Source organism: Paraflavitalea soli (genome assembly GCF_003555545.1).
In the GTDB taxonomy this organism is placed as follows: Bacteria; Bacteroidota; Bacteroidia; order Chitinophagales; family Chitinophagaceae; genus Paraflavitalea; species Paraflavitalea soli.
This window is the reverse complement of record NZ_CP032157.1, coordinates 5793705-5808999: the sequence shown is the minus strand read 5'-3', so window position 1 is coordinate 5808999 and position 15295 is coordinate 5793705. Positions and strand designations below refer to the sequence as shown.

The 15295-nt window shown below is 44.2% G+C and carries 18 protein-coding genes; 14 read left to right on the top strand and 4 right to left on the bottom strand.

Annotated elements, in window-relative coordinates; all coding sequences use genetic code 11:
- Positions 1-11 precede the first annotated feature (11 nt).
- The 10 genes from porG (at position 12) to yidD (ending at position 9198) form a co-directional block, all read left to right on the top strand.
- Positions 12-878: a type IX secretion system protein PorG gene (porG, locus tag D3H65_RS22015; RefSeq protein WP_119052386.1), complete on the top strand. Its 867-nt coding sequence runs from the start codon at positions 12-14 to the stop codon at positions 876-878.
- 306 nt (positions 879-1184) lie between these two features.
- Complete coding sequence (locus D3H65_RS22010) at positions 1185-1946, top strand: isoprenyl transferase (RefSeq protein WP_119052385.1); 762 nt, start codon at positions 1185-1187, stop codon at positions 1944-1946.
- A 110-nt stretch (positions 1947-2056) separates the two neighbouring features.
- Positions 2057-4786, top strand: a complete 2730-nt coding sequence (locus D3H65_RS22005; protein ID WP_119052384.1) for a BamA/OMP85 family outer membrane protein — start codon at positions 2057-2059, stop codon at positions 4784-4786.
- A 153-nt stretch (positions 4787-4939) separates the two neighbouring features.
- On the top strand, positions 4940-5452 hold the full coding sequence (locus D3H65_RS22000) for an OmpH family outer membrane protein (RefSeq protein WP_119052383.1): 513 nt from the start codon (positions 4940-4942) through the stop codon (positions 5450-5452).
- Positions 5453-5581: 129 nt separating this feature from the next.
- Entirely contained in the window at positions 5582-6145 is a 564-nt protein-coding gene (locus tag D3H65_RS21995) for an OmpH family outer membrane protein (RefSeq protein ID WP_162915768.1), read from the top strand.
- 91 nt (positions 6146-6236) lie between these two features.
- The gene (gene murI / locus D3H65_RS21990; protein ID WP_119052381.1) at positions 6237-7061 is read left to right on the top strand and encodes a glutamate racemase; all 825 of its coding nucleotides are present in this window, start codon (positions 6237-6239) and stop codon (positions 7059-7061) included.
- 124 nt (positions 7062-7185) lie between these two features.
- Entirely contained in the window at positions 7186-8100 is a 915-nt protein-coding gene (locus D3H65_RS21985; RefSeq protein ID WP_119052380.1) for a DUF6252 family protein, read from the top strand.
- A 206-nt stretch (positions 8101-8306) separates the two neighbouring features.
- Positions 8307-8462 carry a 50S ribosomal protein L34 gene (gene rpmH, locus D3H65_RS21980; protein WP_119052379.1) on the top strand — a complete coding sequence of 52 codons (156 nt, stop codon included), beginning with the start codon at positions 8307-8309 and terminating at the stop codon, positions 8460-8462.
- Between the two features lie 108 nt (positions 8463-8570).
- Positions 8571-8990: a ribonuclease P protein component gene (gene rnpA / locus D3H65_RS21975; RefSeq protein ID WP_119054602.1), complete on the top strand. Its 420-nt coding sequence runs from the start codon at positions 8571-8573 to the stop codon at positions 8988-8990.
- On the top strand, positions 8965-9198 hold the full coding sequence (yidD, locus tag D3H65_RS21970; protein WP_119052378.1) for a membrane protein insertion efficiency factor YidD: 234 nt from the start codon (positions 8965-8967) through the stop codon (positions 9196-9198). Before rnpA ends, yidD begins: the two co-directional genes overlap by 26 nt.
- Positions 9199-9287: 89 nt before the next feature.
- Here yidD and D3H65_RS21965 read toward each other — a convergent pair whose 3' ends face one another.
- Both D3H65_RS21965 and D3H65_RS21960 read right to left on the bottom strand, forming a co-directional pair.
- Complete coding sequence (locus D3H65_RS21965; RefSeq protein WP_162915767.1) at positions 9288-9902, bottom strand: hypothetical protein; 615 nt, start codon at positions 9900-9902, stop codon at positions 9288-9290.
- A gap of 87 nt (positions 9903-9989) precedes the next feature.
- Positions 9990-10598, bottom strand: a complete 609-nt coding sequence (locus D3H65_RS21960; RefSeq protein WP_119052376.1) for a superoxide dismutase — start codon at positions 10596-10598, stop codon at positions 9990-9992.
- Between the two features lie 211 nt (positions 10599-10809).
- On the opposite strand from D3H65_RS21960, the gene D3H65_RS21955 reads away from it, so the two are divergent.
- Positions 10810-11535, top strand: coding sequence for a 3-keto-disaccharide hydrolase (locus D3H65_RS21955; protein WP_245999559.1), 726 nt, complete (start codon positions 10810-10812; stop codon positions 11533-11535).
- A gap of 82 nt (positions 11536-11617) precedes the next feature.
- Here D3H65_RS21955 and D3H65_RS21950 read toward each other — a convergent pair whose 3' ends face one another.
- Both D3H65_RS21950 and D3H65_RS21945 read right to left on the bottom strand, forming a co-directional pair.
- A complete protein-coding gene (locus D3H65_RS21950; protein WP_119052375.1) occupies positions 11618-12055 on the bottom strand; it encodes a nucleoside deaminase in 438 nt (145 codons plus the stop codon).
- A gap of 90 nt (positions 12056-12145) precedes the next feature.
- A complete protein-coding gene (locus D3H65_RS21945; protein ID WP_162915766.1) occupies positions 12146-12523 on the bottom strand; it encodes a helix-turn-helix domain-containing protein in 378 nt (125 codons plus the stop codon).
- A gap of 418 nt (positions 12524-12941) precedes the next feature.
- Here D3H65_RS21945 and D3H65_RS21940 point away from each other — a divergent pair, with 418 nt between their 5' ends.
- The 3 genes from D3H65_RS21940 to D3H65_RS21930 all read left to right on the top strand — a co-directional run bounded on the left by D3H65_RS21940 (position 12942) and on the right by D3H65_RS21930 (position 15283).
- The gene (locus D3H65_RS21940) at positions 12942-13247 is read left to right on the top strand and encodes a hypothetical protein (protein ID WP_119052373.1); all 306 of its coding nucleotides are present in this window, start codon (positions 12942-12944) and stop codon (positions 13245-13247) included.
- An 82-nt stretch (positions 13248-13329) separates the two neighbouring features.
- On the top strand, positions 13330-14346 hold the full coding sequence (locus D3H65_RS21935; protein WP_119052372.1) for a fumarylacetoacetate hydrolase family protein: 1017 nt from the start codon (positions 13330-13332) through the stop codon (positions 14344-14346).
- A 55-nt stretch (positions 14347-14401) separates the two neighbouring features.
- Entirely contained in the window at positions 14402-15283 is an 882-nt protein-coding gene (locus D3H65_RS21930) for a flavin reductase family protein (RefSeq protein WP_119052371.1), read from the top strand.
- The last annotated feature ends 12 nt before the right edge of the window (positions 15284-15295 follow it).

The following is a 15295-nucleotide window of genomic DNA, read 5'->3' as shown; positions in this document are numbered from 1 at the left end:
ATATTGCGGATATGAACAAACTGGCTGTTGCAATATTCCTGATCCTTTGTGTGTCATCGGCAAAACCTGCTTCTGCTCAATGGGAGGCCATCCGGCAAGAGGGTGAATTTGGTATCTCAGCCGGAGCAGCTCACTATTTTGGCGATCTTAATACAAGGGCACAGCTCAACCGCCCCAAGCTGGCTGTTGGCGCTTTTTTTCGTAAACAGTTTGGAAACTATATTGGCTTGCGTGTGGCCGCTCACTTTGCCCAGCTTGGATATTCAGATGTGTACAATAAAAGCAATGAATACCAGCGCAGAAGAAACCTGAGCTTCAATTCTAACATCTTTGAATTGGCCTTACAGGGCGATTTCAACTTCTTCAAATTCGTTCCTGGGGACCCTTATCATGCTTTTACGCCTTATGTAACACTCGGCGTAGGCGTATTTAGTTATGATCCCTACGCTTATCTGGGAGGCCAGAAAGTATTTCTCCGGCCCCTTGGTACCGAAGGCCAGGGTCTTGCTCTTCCTGGGTATGAAGACCGGAAACCTTACAATACCATGGCTATCTGCCTGCCATTGGGGGTAGGTATTAAATACGCGCTTAATGATAAAATGAATATAGGTTTTGAAGTGGTTTACCGCTTTACCACCACGGATTACTTGGACGACGTGAGTAAAACCTATGTCGGCCTCGATAATTTCCCCAAAATGCCGGACGGGTCACTTTCCCAGGCAGCCCTTTTGCAGGACAGGTCATACGAAACTGGTCCTGAGCGCATCGGCGAGCCGGGCCGCCAGCGTGGCTTTGCCAAACAGAAGGATCAGTATGTTTTTGCAGAAGTGACGCTCTCTTTCAACCTGACTTCTTATCGCTGTCCGACCGCCAATTAAGAAACAAATGCCAGGAAAAATATTCAAAACCGGCCCTTAAGGGCCGGTTTTGCTTTTTCGACAGAAGCGCCTTTTTGCCGGTCAAAAGCATGGTTGGTGTAGGCTGAAACCGGCTTATTCTCCTTCACCCCCTTAAAAAAAGGCGCAGGAAAGAGTCAAAATAGCCCTTCCCAAAAATGGGAAAAGGAGGGATAAGGCGTTGCCGGAAGCGCCATAGGGCGCTCCATGAGCTAATATTAAAAAGCTGCAAAAGAAGCAACCCTCCTAATCTTTTTGTAACTTCGTGCCCTTCAAAAAATTGAGGTAATGCAGAGCCTTAAGGAGCAAATTAACTTGCAGCGGCTACCACACCATATTGCCATCATCATGGATGGTAATGGACGCTGGGCACAGGAAAAGGGTCAGGATAGACTCTATGGCCATTTCCATGGTGTGGAGAGTGTGCGCAATATTGTGGAAGGTTGTGCTGAACTGGGCGTTGGCTACCTTACCCTATATGCCTTCTCGACTGAAAACTGGGATCGTCCGGAATATGAGGTCAGCGGGCTGATGGAGCTATTGGTAGACACTATCCGAAAAGAGACGGAAACGCTTAATAAGAACAATATTAAGCTCCACGTCATCGGTGATATGAATATGTTGCCTGCTTATGCCCAAAAAGAGCTGAATGAATCCCTGGAGATTACCAGCCGTAACACCGGACTCAACCTGGTAATGGCCCTCAGTTATAGCAGCCGCTGGGAGCTGGTACAGGCAGTAAAACATATCGCCGGAGATGTAAAAGCCGGGAAGATCGACCCCGATACTATTTCACAGGATACGTTGCAAAAATACCTTACCACCAGTAATTTCCCCGATCCGGAACTGATGATACGTACCAGTGGCGAATACCGTATCAGCAATTTCTTACTTTACCAATTGGCTTATGCAGAACTTTATTTCACTAATGTACGCTGGCCGGATTTCCGTAAAGAAAACCTTTATGAGGCCATTATTGACTTCCAGAGCAGGGAAAGGCGCTTTGGAAAAACCGGCGATCAGCTCCAGCAGGAAGCCCTTAGCCAATAAGTTTATCGTAAAATCCCAACAAATCACACCTCCCGCATTTCTTTTAACAAACACTTTTAAGTTAATCTTAAGTAAATCCCTTTAATTTGCCCCAGCTTAAACAACCCGGAATGCAGCGTACGTTTACTTTTTCCGCTATTCTACTGGCTTTGGTGACCTTTTCAGTAAGTTCAACGTTTGCCCAGGAAAAAACTGATACTATCCCTACCTCTATTGATCCCGAGTTGGAAGCAATCATGCAAGCCAGGAACCCAAAGGAATTTACTATTGCCGGTATCAAGGTTTCAGGAACTAAAAGATATGATGAGCAGTTGCTTATTTCCATTGCTGGTATCAATATAGGGGATAAGATCATGATCCCTGGTGGCGATCAGTTCAGCAAAGCGATCACCAACCTATGGAACCAACGTCTTTTCTCAAACGTACAGATATACTTCACGCGCCTTGATGGCAGCAACCTTTATCTGGAGATCCAGGTAACAGAACGTCCCGCCTTATCAAAATACTTTTTCAGAGGGGTTCGTAAATCAGAAGAAGAAGATCTTCGCAACAAGCTCAACCTCGTTGTTGGCCGCGTAGTGACAGAGAATACCAAGATCAGCGCTGAACAACTTATTCAACTCTATTATACCGATAAAGGTTTTCAAAGCGCATCTGTTCGTATTGAAGAAGCAACAGACCCAGCCTTACCCAACTCCGTTATCCTTAACTTTTACATACAGAAAGGACATAAGGTCCGGATCGACGATATCACCTTTGAAGGCAATACGGCCGTGAGCGATCTGAAGCTCAAAAAGAAAATGAAAGGTACCAAGGAAATGAGTAAGCTCACCTTGTTCCCGTCCAAAGATTCTGCCGATACTGCTGGTCAAAAACATACTTCTTTCAAGGAGTACCTGAAAGAAGGAGGATTCCTTTCCATGAGCAAAACAAAGGATTTCCTCGATCCTTATTTCCGTTTCAAACTCTTCAGCTCTGCCAAATTCAACGAAAAGAAGTTTGAAGAGGATATGGATAATATCCTGGCTTATTACAACTCACTCGGTTACCGGGATGCAACGGTTGAAGCCAAACCTCAGGCATACAACAAAAAGGGTAACCTGAAAGTCGGCCTTAAAATAGACGAGGGACACCGCTATTTCTTTGGTAACATAGCCTGGAAAGGAAATACCAAATATTCTGATTCCGTTCTGAACTTCTTAATGGGTATTAAGAAGGGAGACACCTATAACCTTGAGATACTCAACAGCAAGCTGGGTAAACAAGCTTCTCCAGAGGGTGGTGATATCAGCAGTTTGTACCTGGATGACGGCTATCTCTTCTTTAAAGCAGATGCGGTTGAAACAGCGGTATATAATGATACCATTGATTTTGAGATCCGCATGATGGAAGGCCCACAAGCCACTATCAAGAATATTACCATTTCCGGTAACGAAAAAACCAAAGAACACGTAATTCGTCGTGAGATACGCACTTTACCTGGCGATAAATTCAGCCGACAGGACCTTATTCGTTCCAACCGTGAAATTGCCCAATTGGGCTTTTTCAACCAGGAAAAGATTGGTATTAACCCTGTTCCCAACCAGGAAGACGGTACGGTGGACATCCACTATACCCTTGAAGAAAAATCTTCTGATCAGTTGGAGCTAAGCGCCGGCTGGGGTGGTGGTATTGGTTTGACCGGTACCCTTGGTGTCTCATTTAATAACTTCTCCATCCGTAATATCTTCCGCAAGGAAGCATGGGATCCATTACCTACTGGTGATGGTCAAAAACTCAGTCTGCGGGTGCAATCCAACGGACGTGCCTATCAGTCCTACAACTTCTCTTTCACCGAGCCCTGGCTTGGTGGCAAAAAGAGAAACTCTCTTACTGTAAGTTTATACAATAGTATATTCCGCACAGGTGGTATTGATAATAGCGGCCGCTATTTTTTTAGTGATACCAATAAGCTTAAGAATTTTGGTGTGAGCGTGTCATTGGGTAAGCAATTGAAATGGCCCGATGACTATTTCACACTGGTCTATTCAGTAAGCTATACACAGTATAAGTTGAATAACTATCCGTTGTTCACACAGGATTTCAAAAACGGAACGTCCAATAACCTGAGCTTTAAAATAGCGCTCAATCGTAACTCTGCAGGCCCCAACCCGATGTTCCCGACCAGCGGCTCTAACTTCCTGGCAAGTGTGCAGTTCACGCCACCTTACTCGTTATTTAATAAAAGCATTACGACCGAAGACAGCTATAAGCTTCCGGAATTCCATAAATGGCGATTCAATGCAGAATGGTTCATTCCAATTGGTAAGCCAATGGGGGCCGACAGGAGCCGCCAGTTTGTATTGCGTGCAGCTGCTAAATATGGCTTCATGGGCAGGTACAACAGTAAGCTGGGCTATTCGCCGTTTGAGCGCTTCCAGGTGGGTGATGCCGGTCTTGCCAATGGTAACTATATCTTAGGGTATGATATCATCGCACACCGCGGATATCCTGTGTACGAGAACTCTGATCCCAAGATCAATCCTGACCAGCAGAATGCCAGCCAGTTCTTTACCATGTTCAATAAGTATACGCTGGAGCTGCGCTATCCGTTCACGACCAATCCAAATAGTACTATCTATGGTATGGCATGGTTTGAAGCTGCCAATGGATGGTACGATTATAAAGACTATAATCCTTTCCGTCTTCGCAGAAGCGCCGGGGTGGGTATGCGTTTCTTCCTGCCCATGTTCGGATTACTCGGCTTCGATTATGGTGTTGGGTTTGACCGTCTGAAGCCAGATGGCAAATTGCGTGACGCAGCCCGCTTTACCTTCATGCTTGGTTTCGAACCGGAATAGGTTTGACACCTGCTGTATAAGGTTGAACCCTGGAATCTTTGAGATTTTCAGGATTATATGGATATTTATAGACCTGACTACCGGTATTCCTGATAGTCAGTTTGTATAGGGCAATTGCTCGATTTTATCTTATCAACTTTAAAAGAAAGCACTATGAAAAAAATAATGCTCATCTGTTTTTGCCTGCTGGCTTTTACCTGTGTTTCACTTGCACAACGGTATGGTATTGTTGATACTAAATATATTCTTGATAAAATGCCGGAGTATAAGGATGCACAAAAGAAGCTGGACCAGTTCAGTATCCAATGGCAAAAAGAAATTGACGATAAGCAAGCTGCCCTGGACAAAATGTACAAGGATTTTGATGCGGAGCAGGTAATGCTGAGTGAAGAATTGAAGAAGAAAAGGGAAGACGAGCTCTTTGTACGGGAGAAGGAATTACGTGATCTTCAACGCAAACGCTTTGGTTTTGAAGGGGATTTATTTAAGAGGCGCCAGGAATTGATAAAACCCATACAGGATAAGGTTTACAATGCCATTCAGAAAATAGCAGTTAACCGTGCATTCGATTTTATTTTGGACAAAAGTGAAGGAATTACTGTTATCTTTGCCGACCCTAAACTGGACCGTAGCGAGGATGTATTGAAAGAATTAGGTGTTAAATAAACGTGAAAACAATAGCCAGGGAACAACTTCATAGACTCATTTTTCAACTTAAATTTTAAATAAAACAAACCGTACACCTGAAGCACCAATAACTGGCTTTGGGTGGCCTTAACAACAAAAATGAAACGCATGAAAAAGTTTTTTACAGGTATGTTGTTTGCCCTGGGCCTGATGGTGGCTGGTGAGGTAAATGCCCAGACTAAGATCGGATACATTAGTTCACAGGAAGTGGTGAGCATTATGCCTGAAACACGCAAAGCTGACTCCCTGCTTACTGATTTTCGTAATGCGCTCGTACAGAACGCTACCGACAAGCAAAATGCATTTTACGCAGCAATAGACAAATTCAATAAGGATTCTGCTACACTCTCTGAAGCTGTTAAGGTGGTAAAGAGAACAGAACTTACTAAGTTGGGTCAGGAACTGGGTGGTGAAGAAGAACGTATCCAACAAGAGTTGCAAAAAAAACAACAAGAACTTATTCAGCCAATCAATAAAAAAGCATACGATGCTATCCAGGCTGTAGCCAAGGAAAACGCCTATGTTTTTGTTTTTGAAAAAGAAGCTCTTTTGGTAGCTCCTCCAGCTGAAGATATTTTACCCCTGGTGGCTAAGAAACTCAATATTAAGTTACCTCCTGCTGGTGGTGCCCAACCTGGTGCTCCCAAGCCAACAACAGGTGGTAAGCCTTAATTGATAACTTATTTTGTTCTGAGGGTTTAGTGAGGTGTCATGCCTCATTGAACCCTCACTCTTTTTAGGCTACTTATATTTATTTTTGCCCATGCACGCATCACAACCCATTGGCATTTTTGATTCAGGTTATGGCGGTCTTACCGTCATGAAGGAAATACTCGGCAAGATGCCTCAATATGATTATGTGTACCTGGGCGATAATGCCCGTGCTCCCTATGGGAACCGTTCTTTTGAAACAGTTTACCGCTACACACTGCAATGTGTAGAATGGTTTTTTGAACAAGGCTGCCCCCTGGTGATCCTGGCCTGCAATACGGCCTCTGCCAAAGCATTGCGTACTATCCAGCAAAATGACCTGCAAAGACTCAATCCCAACAACCGGGTGCTTGGAGTGATACGCCCCACCACAGAAATTATAGGACAGTTTACCAATACCAATAAGGTAGGGATCCTGGCCACAACAGGCACCGTACAGTCTGGCTCCTATACTATTGAAATTGAGAAATTCTATCCTGAAATAGAGGTTTTCCAGGAAGCCTGCCCCATCTGGGTACCTCTTATAGAAAATAACGAACACAACAGTCCGGGCGCTGATTATTTTGTACAAAAACATTTGCAAAACATACTGGCCAGGAAAGAGGATATTGATGTTCTTTTGCTGGCCTGTACACATTATCCTTTATTATTAAATAAGATCCAGCAGTTCCTGCCAACCGGTATTACCGTGATCTCTCAGGGGGAAATTGTAGCCCAAAGCCTGGTGGATTATCTGCAGCGCCATCCGGAAATAGAGCAACGTTGCAGCAGGCAGGGAACGCGTGCTTTTTATACTACCGACTCGACAGAGGACTTTGACAACCACGCCAGTATTTTCTTTGGTGAGCGTTTGCAATCACGGCACCTTGCCCTTTAAAGGGCGGAAAACTCAACTCATTCGTAATTTTAATTGCCCTCACTACGTTAGTTATTCGTAAAATTGCTTAATTGCATAAGCACATTATTGTCCATCGCTATTTATATAAATATTTGTTTATATCATGAAGCATTTTGTTCGTACACTGCTGTATTTACTGATGATAACCTTTGTTATCTCCTGCCAGAAAGAGATAAGTTCCGAAAGCTCCATGGATGGTTCTTCGCTGGTGAAAGGTGTATTGAAGATGAAGATTGATGGCACACAATGGGTAGCTGATAAGGTTGCCACTGCCAGTATTATGGCCGGCTATATAAATATCTCAGGTATCAGTAAAGACAAAAAGTTTTTTACCATCACACTCATGGATGATGTGGTGAAAACGTATAAACTTAATCCCATTGATTTTGAAGGTGGGGCTGCCTTAGCCGACAGTGCAGAACTCAACAACAATTCTTATGGTACCATGCAGAGTGATGACATGGCCTACGCAGGTGGTACTGTGACTGTAAGTAAGATTGATGAGTCTAAGAAGACCATTTCTGGTACCTTTCAATTTAAGCTTTTCAGGGAGGAAGACAGTACCCAAAAGGTTATCACGGAAGGTGTGTTTGAAGATCTGGTATACGAAACTACGCTGCCTCCGTCCAGCAGCACAGACACTTTTACTGTGAAAATAGATGGTGCTGATTGGAAGGGGGAAAGTATTTTCGGAACTTATGTTGACCTTACAAAGCAAATAATGATCGTCGCCAACAATTCCACGGCAACGAAAACGGTAGGATTGACCATTCCCTCTGATATTATACCCGGGTCCTATACCCTGGACTTTTGGGGTTTAACCTATATTGGTCTGTATAATCCCAGTCCTTCTTTGTCATTAGCTTCAGAATCGGGCACCTTAAAGGTTTTAGAACATAATACTGCCACTAAACGGATCAGGGGAACTTTTGACTTTAAGGCCACAGAGCTGGTTCCTACTAATCCGCCAAAGGTGGCAAATCTTACAAATGGTTATTTTTCAGTGAAATATCAATAGTATTGGTCTTTTAGCAGCCATTTTTCCAGAAGGAGTAGGGGAATTCTAAAATTTCTTATTACTTAACTATCCACATCTGCCATCCTTTTATTACCTTTGCCGTCCTTTCACAAACCTGTAGGTGTGGTGACCCGCAGGCCTGAAACTGAAACCCGGATCGCTTCTCCCGATCCTTATTTCAAAAAAGTGAAAAAGAGTAAGATAATATGAAACGTACATTCCAACCTCATCGTCGCCGTCGTAAATCCGTTCATGGTTTCCGTAAGCGTATGCAAACAGCTAATGGTCGCAAAGTATTGGCAAGCCGCCGTGCAAAAGGCCGTAAGAAGCTGACTGTTTCCGATGAGAGAAAGCTGAAATAGTCTTCTTTCGCATCCTGCCCATCCGGGTAGTTGCTGAGGAATCTTAAAATATTAGCTGATAGCCCTGTATTTATGCATTGGCAAGATACAGGGCTATTTTATTTTTGTATGGTGAAAAAGCTCACTTTAGGCAAAGAGGAGCGGCTTAAAAGCCGTAAACTTATTGACCAGCTTTTCAAGGAAGGCAGGAGCTTTACCGTATTCCCTTTCCGTGTTTATTACCTCTTTCCGCCCGCCCAGGCCCCCAGGTCCAACCATGCCCTACTTCAATTTGGGGTAGGGGTGAGTACCAGAAACTTCAAGCATGCAGTAGACCGCAATAGGGTCAAAAGGCTGATCCGGGAAGCCTACCGCCTGCAGAAAACGCCCTTCCAGGAGTTGGTGCAGTCCAGGCGATCACCAGTTGCTGTTTTTGTTATTTATACGGGTAAAGAGCTGCCAACGTATGCCGTGGTGAGTGAAAAGATCGCCGTAATTTTGAAACGTCTCATAAAGACTGCCGATGAAATTCCTCCTTCAGTTGCTTAGTCTTCCTTTCCTGGCACTCATTAAAATATACCAATGGGTCATTTCTCCTATTCTTGGACCCAATAAATGCCGTTTTACACCCACCTGCTCTCACTATGCCGCTGAGGCCCTCAAGAAGCATGGACCCTTTAAAGGACTGTGGCTGGCCATAAAAAGGATCAGCCGGTGCCATCCCTGGGGCGGGAAAGGTTATGATCCTGTACCGTAATGACAATAAAAAAGCACAAGAGATAAGCAATAGGCTTGTGCACGCACAACTTACTATGGCTTACTTCTTATGCCTTGTAATATTGTAATTTACTTCTGAAGTCTCTTGATCAGATCATTCAATGATTCACGCTTCTGGGCATTGGTGAAGAACTTATAAAATTCAGGGGCATTGCCATCTTTATCTGCTTCTACTTTGCCTGGGATGGCATTGTACGGGCCTAAGATCTTAGCACCTTCATTAGTGCTTAGTTTCTTTATAGAGCCCGGTGTAAGGAAATACGTTTTATTGGCATCGCTGGCATTTTGCCCCAGTAATAACTGTTGTGTACTGTCGATGATATGCTCCAATTGCATAGTGCTGATGGCAGTAGGCATGCCGCTGGAGCCAAAGTTTACGATACTGCCGATCAAGGTATCGTTCTTCAGATTGAGCAGATAAATACCATTATCCGGTAAATCGTACGTTTTATCTCCTATTGGGCTTTTCACCGTTACGGTTACTTTTGTATCGCCGCTATAGGTTAATATTTCCTCATTATGCTGATTGCCGGGCTCGAAACTGATGGTTTCTGGTTTGGCTTTATCTATTTGCATTTTACCGCTGGACATGACAACAAGTGTTTTACCACCTTTACTACCACCTGAGCAGGCGGAAAAAAGTACGATCGACAGGCATACCGTCAGTAGGGAGAATAATTTCATGTGTTAACAATTGAAAGGTTTGTAGGATAAAAAACAATCCCGGTGTTGCTACCGGGATTGCTAAGTAACGGAAATTTTTTCATTTGCTTATTTAGAAGCTGCTGCAAAACGATCAGCCACCTTGCTCCAGTTCACTACATTCCAGAATGCCTTCAGGTAATCAGGGCGTTTGTTCTGGTATTTCAGGTAATAAGCGTGTTCCCATACATCAACACCCAGAATTGGCGTGCCTTTCACTTCAGCTACATCCATCAGGGGATTATCCTGATTGGGTGTAGAGGAGATCTCGAGTTTGCCATCTTTTACAAGAAGCCAGGCCCATCCGCTACCAAAACGTGTAGCACCTGCTGTATTGAATTTTTCTTTAAACTCATCCAATGAGCCAAAGGTTGCAGTAATGGCATCGGCCAGTGCGCCGGAAGGAGCTCCACCTGCATTAGGGGCCAGGCTTTCCCAGAAGAAAGTATGGTTCCAATGGCCGCCACCGTTATTGCGTACGGCAGGGCTGATGGTGCCAGCAACTTTAACCAGTTCTTCCAATGATTTATTTTCATTAGGAGTGCCGGCAATTGCCTTGTTGAGGTTATCTACATAAGCCTGGTGATGCTTACCGTGGTGGATCTGCATCGTCAATGTGTCAATATGCGGCTCCAAAGCTTCGTGAGCATAAGGAAGCGCAGGTAATGTAAATGCCATAGCTATAAAGTTTTAAAATGTTTAATAGACTTTCCGCTAATCGTGAAAGGATAACAAATTTACAGGTCATTGGTTGATTGGCCAATTCAAATACCGACACCCGAGGGAATTAATAGGGATATAATGGGATGGATACCGGCCGAATGATTTCGGGCATTGGATTTTTATAGTAACTTACTGTCCAGTTTCATCCTCATTCAATTCCATACTTATGTACCTATCCAAAGCAAAATTGATCGCTGCCTGCTCTACTATGGCCCTTGCCTGCATTGGTTTTACGGCCTTTGCGCCTTTTCAGACCAAAGACAATACATTAACACCTGCCGAAAAGAAAGCCGGCTGGACATTATTATTTGATGGTAAAACCACCAATGGCTGGAGACCTTACCGAAACCAGGCATCTGAGGGGTGGGAAGTAGTAGACGGCCAACTGCATTGTAAAGACGGTAAGCTCGCTCACCGGAGTGACTTTATTACCCGGGAGCAGTACGACAATTTTGAACTGACTTTTGACTGGAAGATCGATAAAGGCTTTAACAGTGGTGTTATTTACCGCGTGGAGGAAGGAAACGGGGCTACGTATGAAACAGGCCCCGAATACCAGCTTATCGATGATGAAGGGTATCCGGAGAAACTGGAAGACTGGCAAAAAAGTGGCTCTGACTATGCCATGCATCCTCCCTCCAGCGTGACAGCCAAGCCTGCCGGAGAGTACAATCAAACCAAGATCATTGTGAATGGCGCCCATGTGGAGCACTGGCTCAATGGAACGAAGGTGGTAGATTTTGACTTATGGACGCCTGAGTGGGTGGCGCTTAAAGCAAAAAGCAAGTGGAAAGATGTGAAGTTGTATGGCATGATCAAAAAGGGGCATATCGCGCTCCAGGATCACGGTGGTGGGATATGGTTTAAAAATATCAAGCTGCGCAAATTGTAATAACCAGGCCTAAGATAAAAGCCAGCCCAGATAGACGGGTTGGCTTTTATTTTTAATACCTTATAAGTACCCCTGGCGGCACTCAACGTTTATCCTTGAAGAAATTCTTCATCAACAGGGCGCAATCTTCTTTCAGAATGCCTTTTACTACTTCTGTTTTGGGATGAAAGGGCCAGTTTTCTCCCGTAACTCTCTTGTGGCCGTTCTTTTCATCATCAGCTCCCCAAACTATTTTACTGATCTTGCTCCAATACAAGGCTCCTGCACACATAAGGCAGGGCTCTACTGATACATAGAGAATGCCTTCCGGGAGATACTTGGCTCCCAGGAAATTAAAAGCCGAAGTAAGGGCAATTATTTCTGCATGGGCTGTAGGGTCATTTAAGCGTTCCACCTGGTTGTGGCCACGAGCAATGATCCTGTCGTTGATCACCACTACAGCTCCTACAGGTATTTCCCCCTCACTATAGGCTTTCTGTGCTTCCTTCAGGGCCTGTTGCATAAAAAATTCATGGGTCATACCTCGCGAAGGTAAAACCTCTACAGCATCCTTAAAATGCTATTTTTAACTGCTCACAGGGTCCGGTCGTGCAGCTATAATATGGTTGTATTAAAAAGGTGATTCCTCCCGTGAGCTTTTGATGATGCCGACCTCAGTTTCCAGCCTGTCGAGCCTGTTTTTGATGTAATCCAAGCCTGTATTGGGCTCTTCTACCAGGGAAATGGTTTCATTGTAGGCGTACTTCTTGTATTTCCTGCCTTCAAACTTCATTTCAATGTCCTCGGCAATCAGCTCGTCCAGGCTGACGCCAAAAAATCTGGATATTCTGATCAATCCATCTAAAGATGGCGCCGTTCTACATTGCTCATAATTAGACCAGGTAGTACGCGAAAACCCAAGACTGTCAAACATTTGATGCTGTCGCAACTTTTTCTCCTTACGCAGGAATTGAAGATTTTTGCCAAAAAAGTTTAAAGACTGCTCCATGATTTTTAAATTTATTACTAAAAAAATTGGCAGGCTAAAGGGGATTGAATACATTTGTGTTTATAAATATATTTAATATTTGTAAATTGAGTGCAGCAGAAAATAAATACACATTTACCCGGCAGCGCATTAATTAATCATCCATTACATCATCTGCCTGGCTACTACGATTACCTTCATGCTGCTGCATTGATGATATTACCTTAAAAAAAATGCTTATGCATATTCTGCATATCACCTAAACAGGTACTCATAGTTGTATTTCTTCTATTAATTTGATCATCTACTTCCCGGGTAAAGCATTGTTTTACTCACGGATGAGGGCGTATCAGGCAGCCTTCAGCTCAGGGTAATACACTTCATAACACATTTTATTACCGGCTAATTGATCCATTCTCTCATTAAATAATAATGGGCTATGCAAACTTGTAACAAACTAAAGCAAAACCACAATCAATTGCTCCGCCTTACCAGGGAGCAACAACTGGAGCCGGGTGCGGTGCTCACCTATTTTTTTGAATGTTATCATTTAAAGGACTTACGCGAGCTGCTCTGGGATTGGTTATTGACAGCACTTGGCTCAGATAATGCCACCTATGCCAAAGGGCGCGAGCGAAGCAATCTGATCTTTTTATATGAAAAATTAGAATCACTGCTGGAGGCTGCGTATCTCATGCACCAGCATCAACCCTCTAAAAAGCGTAAACGAAAAAAGAAAGGCTGATGGGGCGGCATTTTATGGCGGTGGGCTCTTAGCATATCGGCACTGGTTTTTCCATATATTGCAGCCTCTAAAATTTGCTGCTATGAAACTGGTTTCTTATCTCCAGGAAGGTCAGGACCGACTTGCTATATTGGTAGATGGATTGCTGTACGATATGGAAACATTGCATCCGGACCTGCCCCATAATATGAGCATGTTCCTGAATTATTGGGACGATGCCTATGCGATGGCGCAAACAGGCGAAATGATGATACGGGAAGGAAGACTTAGCCGCGAGCGTGGCTTTGCCCTGGAAGGAATTTCAGTACTGGCGCCGGTGCCTTTTCCTACTTCTTGCCGTGATGGTTATGCATTCAGGCAACATGTTGCGGCCGCACGCCGTAACCGTAAGGTGCCCATGATCCCGGAATTTGATCAATACCCCATTTTTTATTTTACCAACCATCTTGCCATCCAGGGGCCAGGCAACGTATCCTGTATGCCGGATCATTTTCAAAAGCTGGACTTTGAACTGGAGGCGGCAGTAGTTATTTGCAAGCATGGCCGTAATATAAGAGCGGAAAATGCTGATCAATATATCGGTGGGCTAATGATCATGAATGACATGAGCGCCCGAACATTGCAAATGGAAGAAATGTTACTAAATCTTGGCCCTGCAAAAGGCAAGGATTTCTCTACTGTCATTGGGCCCTGGCTGGTAACGCTGGATGAACTGGAGCAATATGAAATTCCCGCTAAAGAAGGCCATACAGGTAAAAGCTGGAACCTTCGCATGCAATGCCGTGTAAATGGCGAGCAGGTGAGTGATGGCAATATTGGCGATATGGACTGGACCTTTGCGGAGATCATTGAACGTGCTTCCTATGGCGCAACACTTTTTGCCGGTGATGTTATTGGCAGCGGTACGGTAGGGACAGGTTGCTTCCTTGAACTAAATGGTACAGGCAGGCTGAGTGATCCCAATTATACAGACCAATGGCTGCAGGAAGGTGATGTGGTAGAAATGGAAATCGATGGCCTGGGTGTACTTACCAATACGATCGTAAAAGAAGACGATAACTTTTCCATATTGGACAGAAAGAAAATAAACCAAGCCTAGAATTGATAGGGATTTGACCTCTTTGAGGTTCTACTGGTTACAAAAATGCTGTCTTATGATCCTGGATCTTACCAAACTTACGGCCGTACAAAAGCAAAACTACCTACAGCATGCCATTGCTCCGAGACCAGTATGTTTTGCCAGTACGATTGATAAACAGGGGCAGGTAAACCTCAGCCCTTTCAGTTTCTTTAACCTGTTCTCCACCCAGCCGCCCATCGTTGTATTTTCTCCCTCACGCCGGGTGAGAGACAACAGCACTAAACATACTTTACAGAATATACTGGAAGTGCCCGAAGTGGTGATCAATATTGTGGATTATGCCATGATACAACAGGTAAGTCTGTCCAGTTGTGATTTCCCGAAGGAAGTGAATGAGTTTGTAAAGGCAGGGTTTACGGCAGAGCCAGCTACTACCATTACCCCTCCCATGGTAAAAGAAAGCAAAGTGAAAATGGAATGCCTGGTGCGGGAAGTGAAATCAATGGGAAATGAAGGCGGCGCCGGTAACCTGGTCATTTGTGAGGTAATGGTGATGCATATTGATGATGCAATCCTAAATGAACAGGGTTTTATAGATCAACGTAAGATCCATCATATTGCCCGACTGGGCGGAGATTGGTATTGCAAGGTTGATGAAAGTAGCTTGTTCCAGGTTGAAAAACCTAATATTAAACTGGGCATTGGCATAGATGCGTTGCCTGCTCCTATCCGCAACAGCAGCATCCTTACGGGCAATCATTTGGGCCAGCTGGCCAACGTACACGATATGCCATTGGTAGACCCGGCCTTTCATGACGAGAGACTAAAGAACATTGTTCAATACTATGCTGTAAATCCAGATGAAATGGAAAAGGAGCTGCAGTTATATGCCAAAGAGTTATTGGATAGTGGTCATGTGGCAGCTGCCTGGCAGGTATTGCTCGCTAATAATTAAGGGAAGGGTTAT

Bases quoted from the DNA above. Each gene is read 5' to 3' on its own strand.
- porG (WP_119052386.1), top strand. From the start codon at position 12: ATGAACAAACTGGCTGTTGCAATATTCCTGATCCTTTGTGTGTCATCG.
- D3H65_RS22010 (WP_119052385.1), top strand. From the start codon at position 1,185: ATGCAGAGCCTTAAGGAGCAAATTAACTTGCAGCGGCTACCACACCAT.
- D3H65_RS22005 (WP_119052384.1), top strand. From the start codon at position 2,057: ATGCAGCGTACGTTTACTTTTTCCGCTATTCTACTGGCTTTGGTGACC.
- D3H65_RS22000 (WP_119052383.1), top strand. From the start codon at position 4,940: ATGAAAAAAATAATGCTCATCTGTTTTTGCCTGCTGGCTTTTACCTGT.
- D3H65_RS21995 (WP_162915768.1), top strand. From the start codon at position 5,582: ATGAAAAAGTTTTTTACAGGTATGTTGTTTGCCCTGGGCCTGATGGTG.
- murI (WP_119052381.1), top strand. From the start codon at position 6,237: ATGCACGCATCACAACCCATTGGCATTTTTGATTCAGGTTATGGCGGT.
- D3H65_RS21985 (WP_119052380.1), top strand. From the start codon at position 7,186: ATGAAGCATTTTGTTCGTACACTGCTGTATTTACTGATGATAACCTTT.
- rpmH (WP_119052379.1), top strand. From the start codon at position 8,307: ATGAAACGTACATTCCAACCTCATCGTCGCCGTCGTAAATCCGTTCAT.
- rnpA (WP_119054602.1), top strand. From the start codon at position 8,571: ATGGTGAAAAAGCTCACTTTAGGCAAAGAGGAGCGGCTTAAAAGCCGT.
- yidD (WP_119052378.1), top strand. From the start codon at position 8,965: ATGAAATTCCTCCTTCAGTTGCTTAGTCTTCCTTTCCTGGCACTCATT.
- D3H65_RS21965 (WP_162915767.1), bottom strand. From the start codon at position 9,902: ATGAAATTATTCTCCCTACTGACGGTATGCCTGTCGATCGTACTTTTT.
- D3H65_RS21960 (WP_119052376.1), bottom strand. From the start codon at position 10,598: ATGGCATTTACATTACCTGCGCTTCCTTATGCTCACGAAGCTTTGGAG.
- D3H65_RS21955 (WP_245999559.1), top strand. From the start codon at position 10,810: ATGTACCTATCCAAAGCAAAATTGATCGCTGCCTGCTCTACTATGGCC.
- D3H65_RS21950 (WP_119052375.1), bottom strand. From the start codon at position 12,055: ATGACCCATGAATTTTTTATGCAACAGGCCCTGAAGGAAGCACAGAAA.
- D3H65_RS21945 (WP_162915766.1), bottom strand. From the start codon at position 12,523: ATGGAGCAGTCTTTAAACTTTTTTGGCAAAAATCTTCAATTCCTGCGT.
- D3H65_RS21940 (WP_119052373.1), top strand. From the start codon at position 12,942: ATGCAAACTTGTAACAAACTAAAGCAAAACCACAATCAATTGCTCCGC.
- D3H65_RS21935 (WP_119052372.1), top strand. From the start codon at position 13,330: ATGAAACTGGTTTCTTATCTCCAGGAAGGTCAGGACCGACTTGCTATA.
- D3H65_RS21930 (WP_119052371.1), top strand. From the start codon at position 14,402: ATGATCCTGGATCTTACCAAACTTACGGCCGTACAAAAGCAAAACTAC.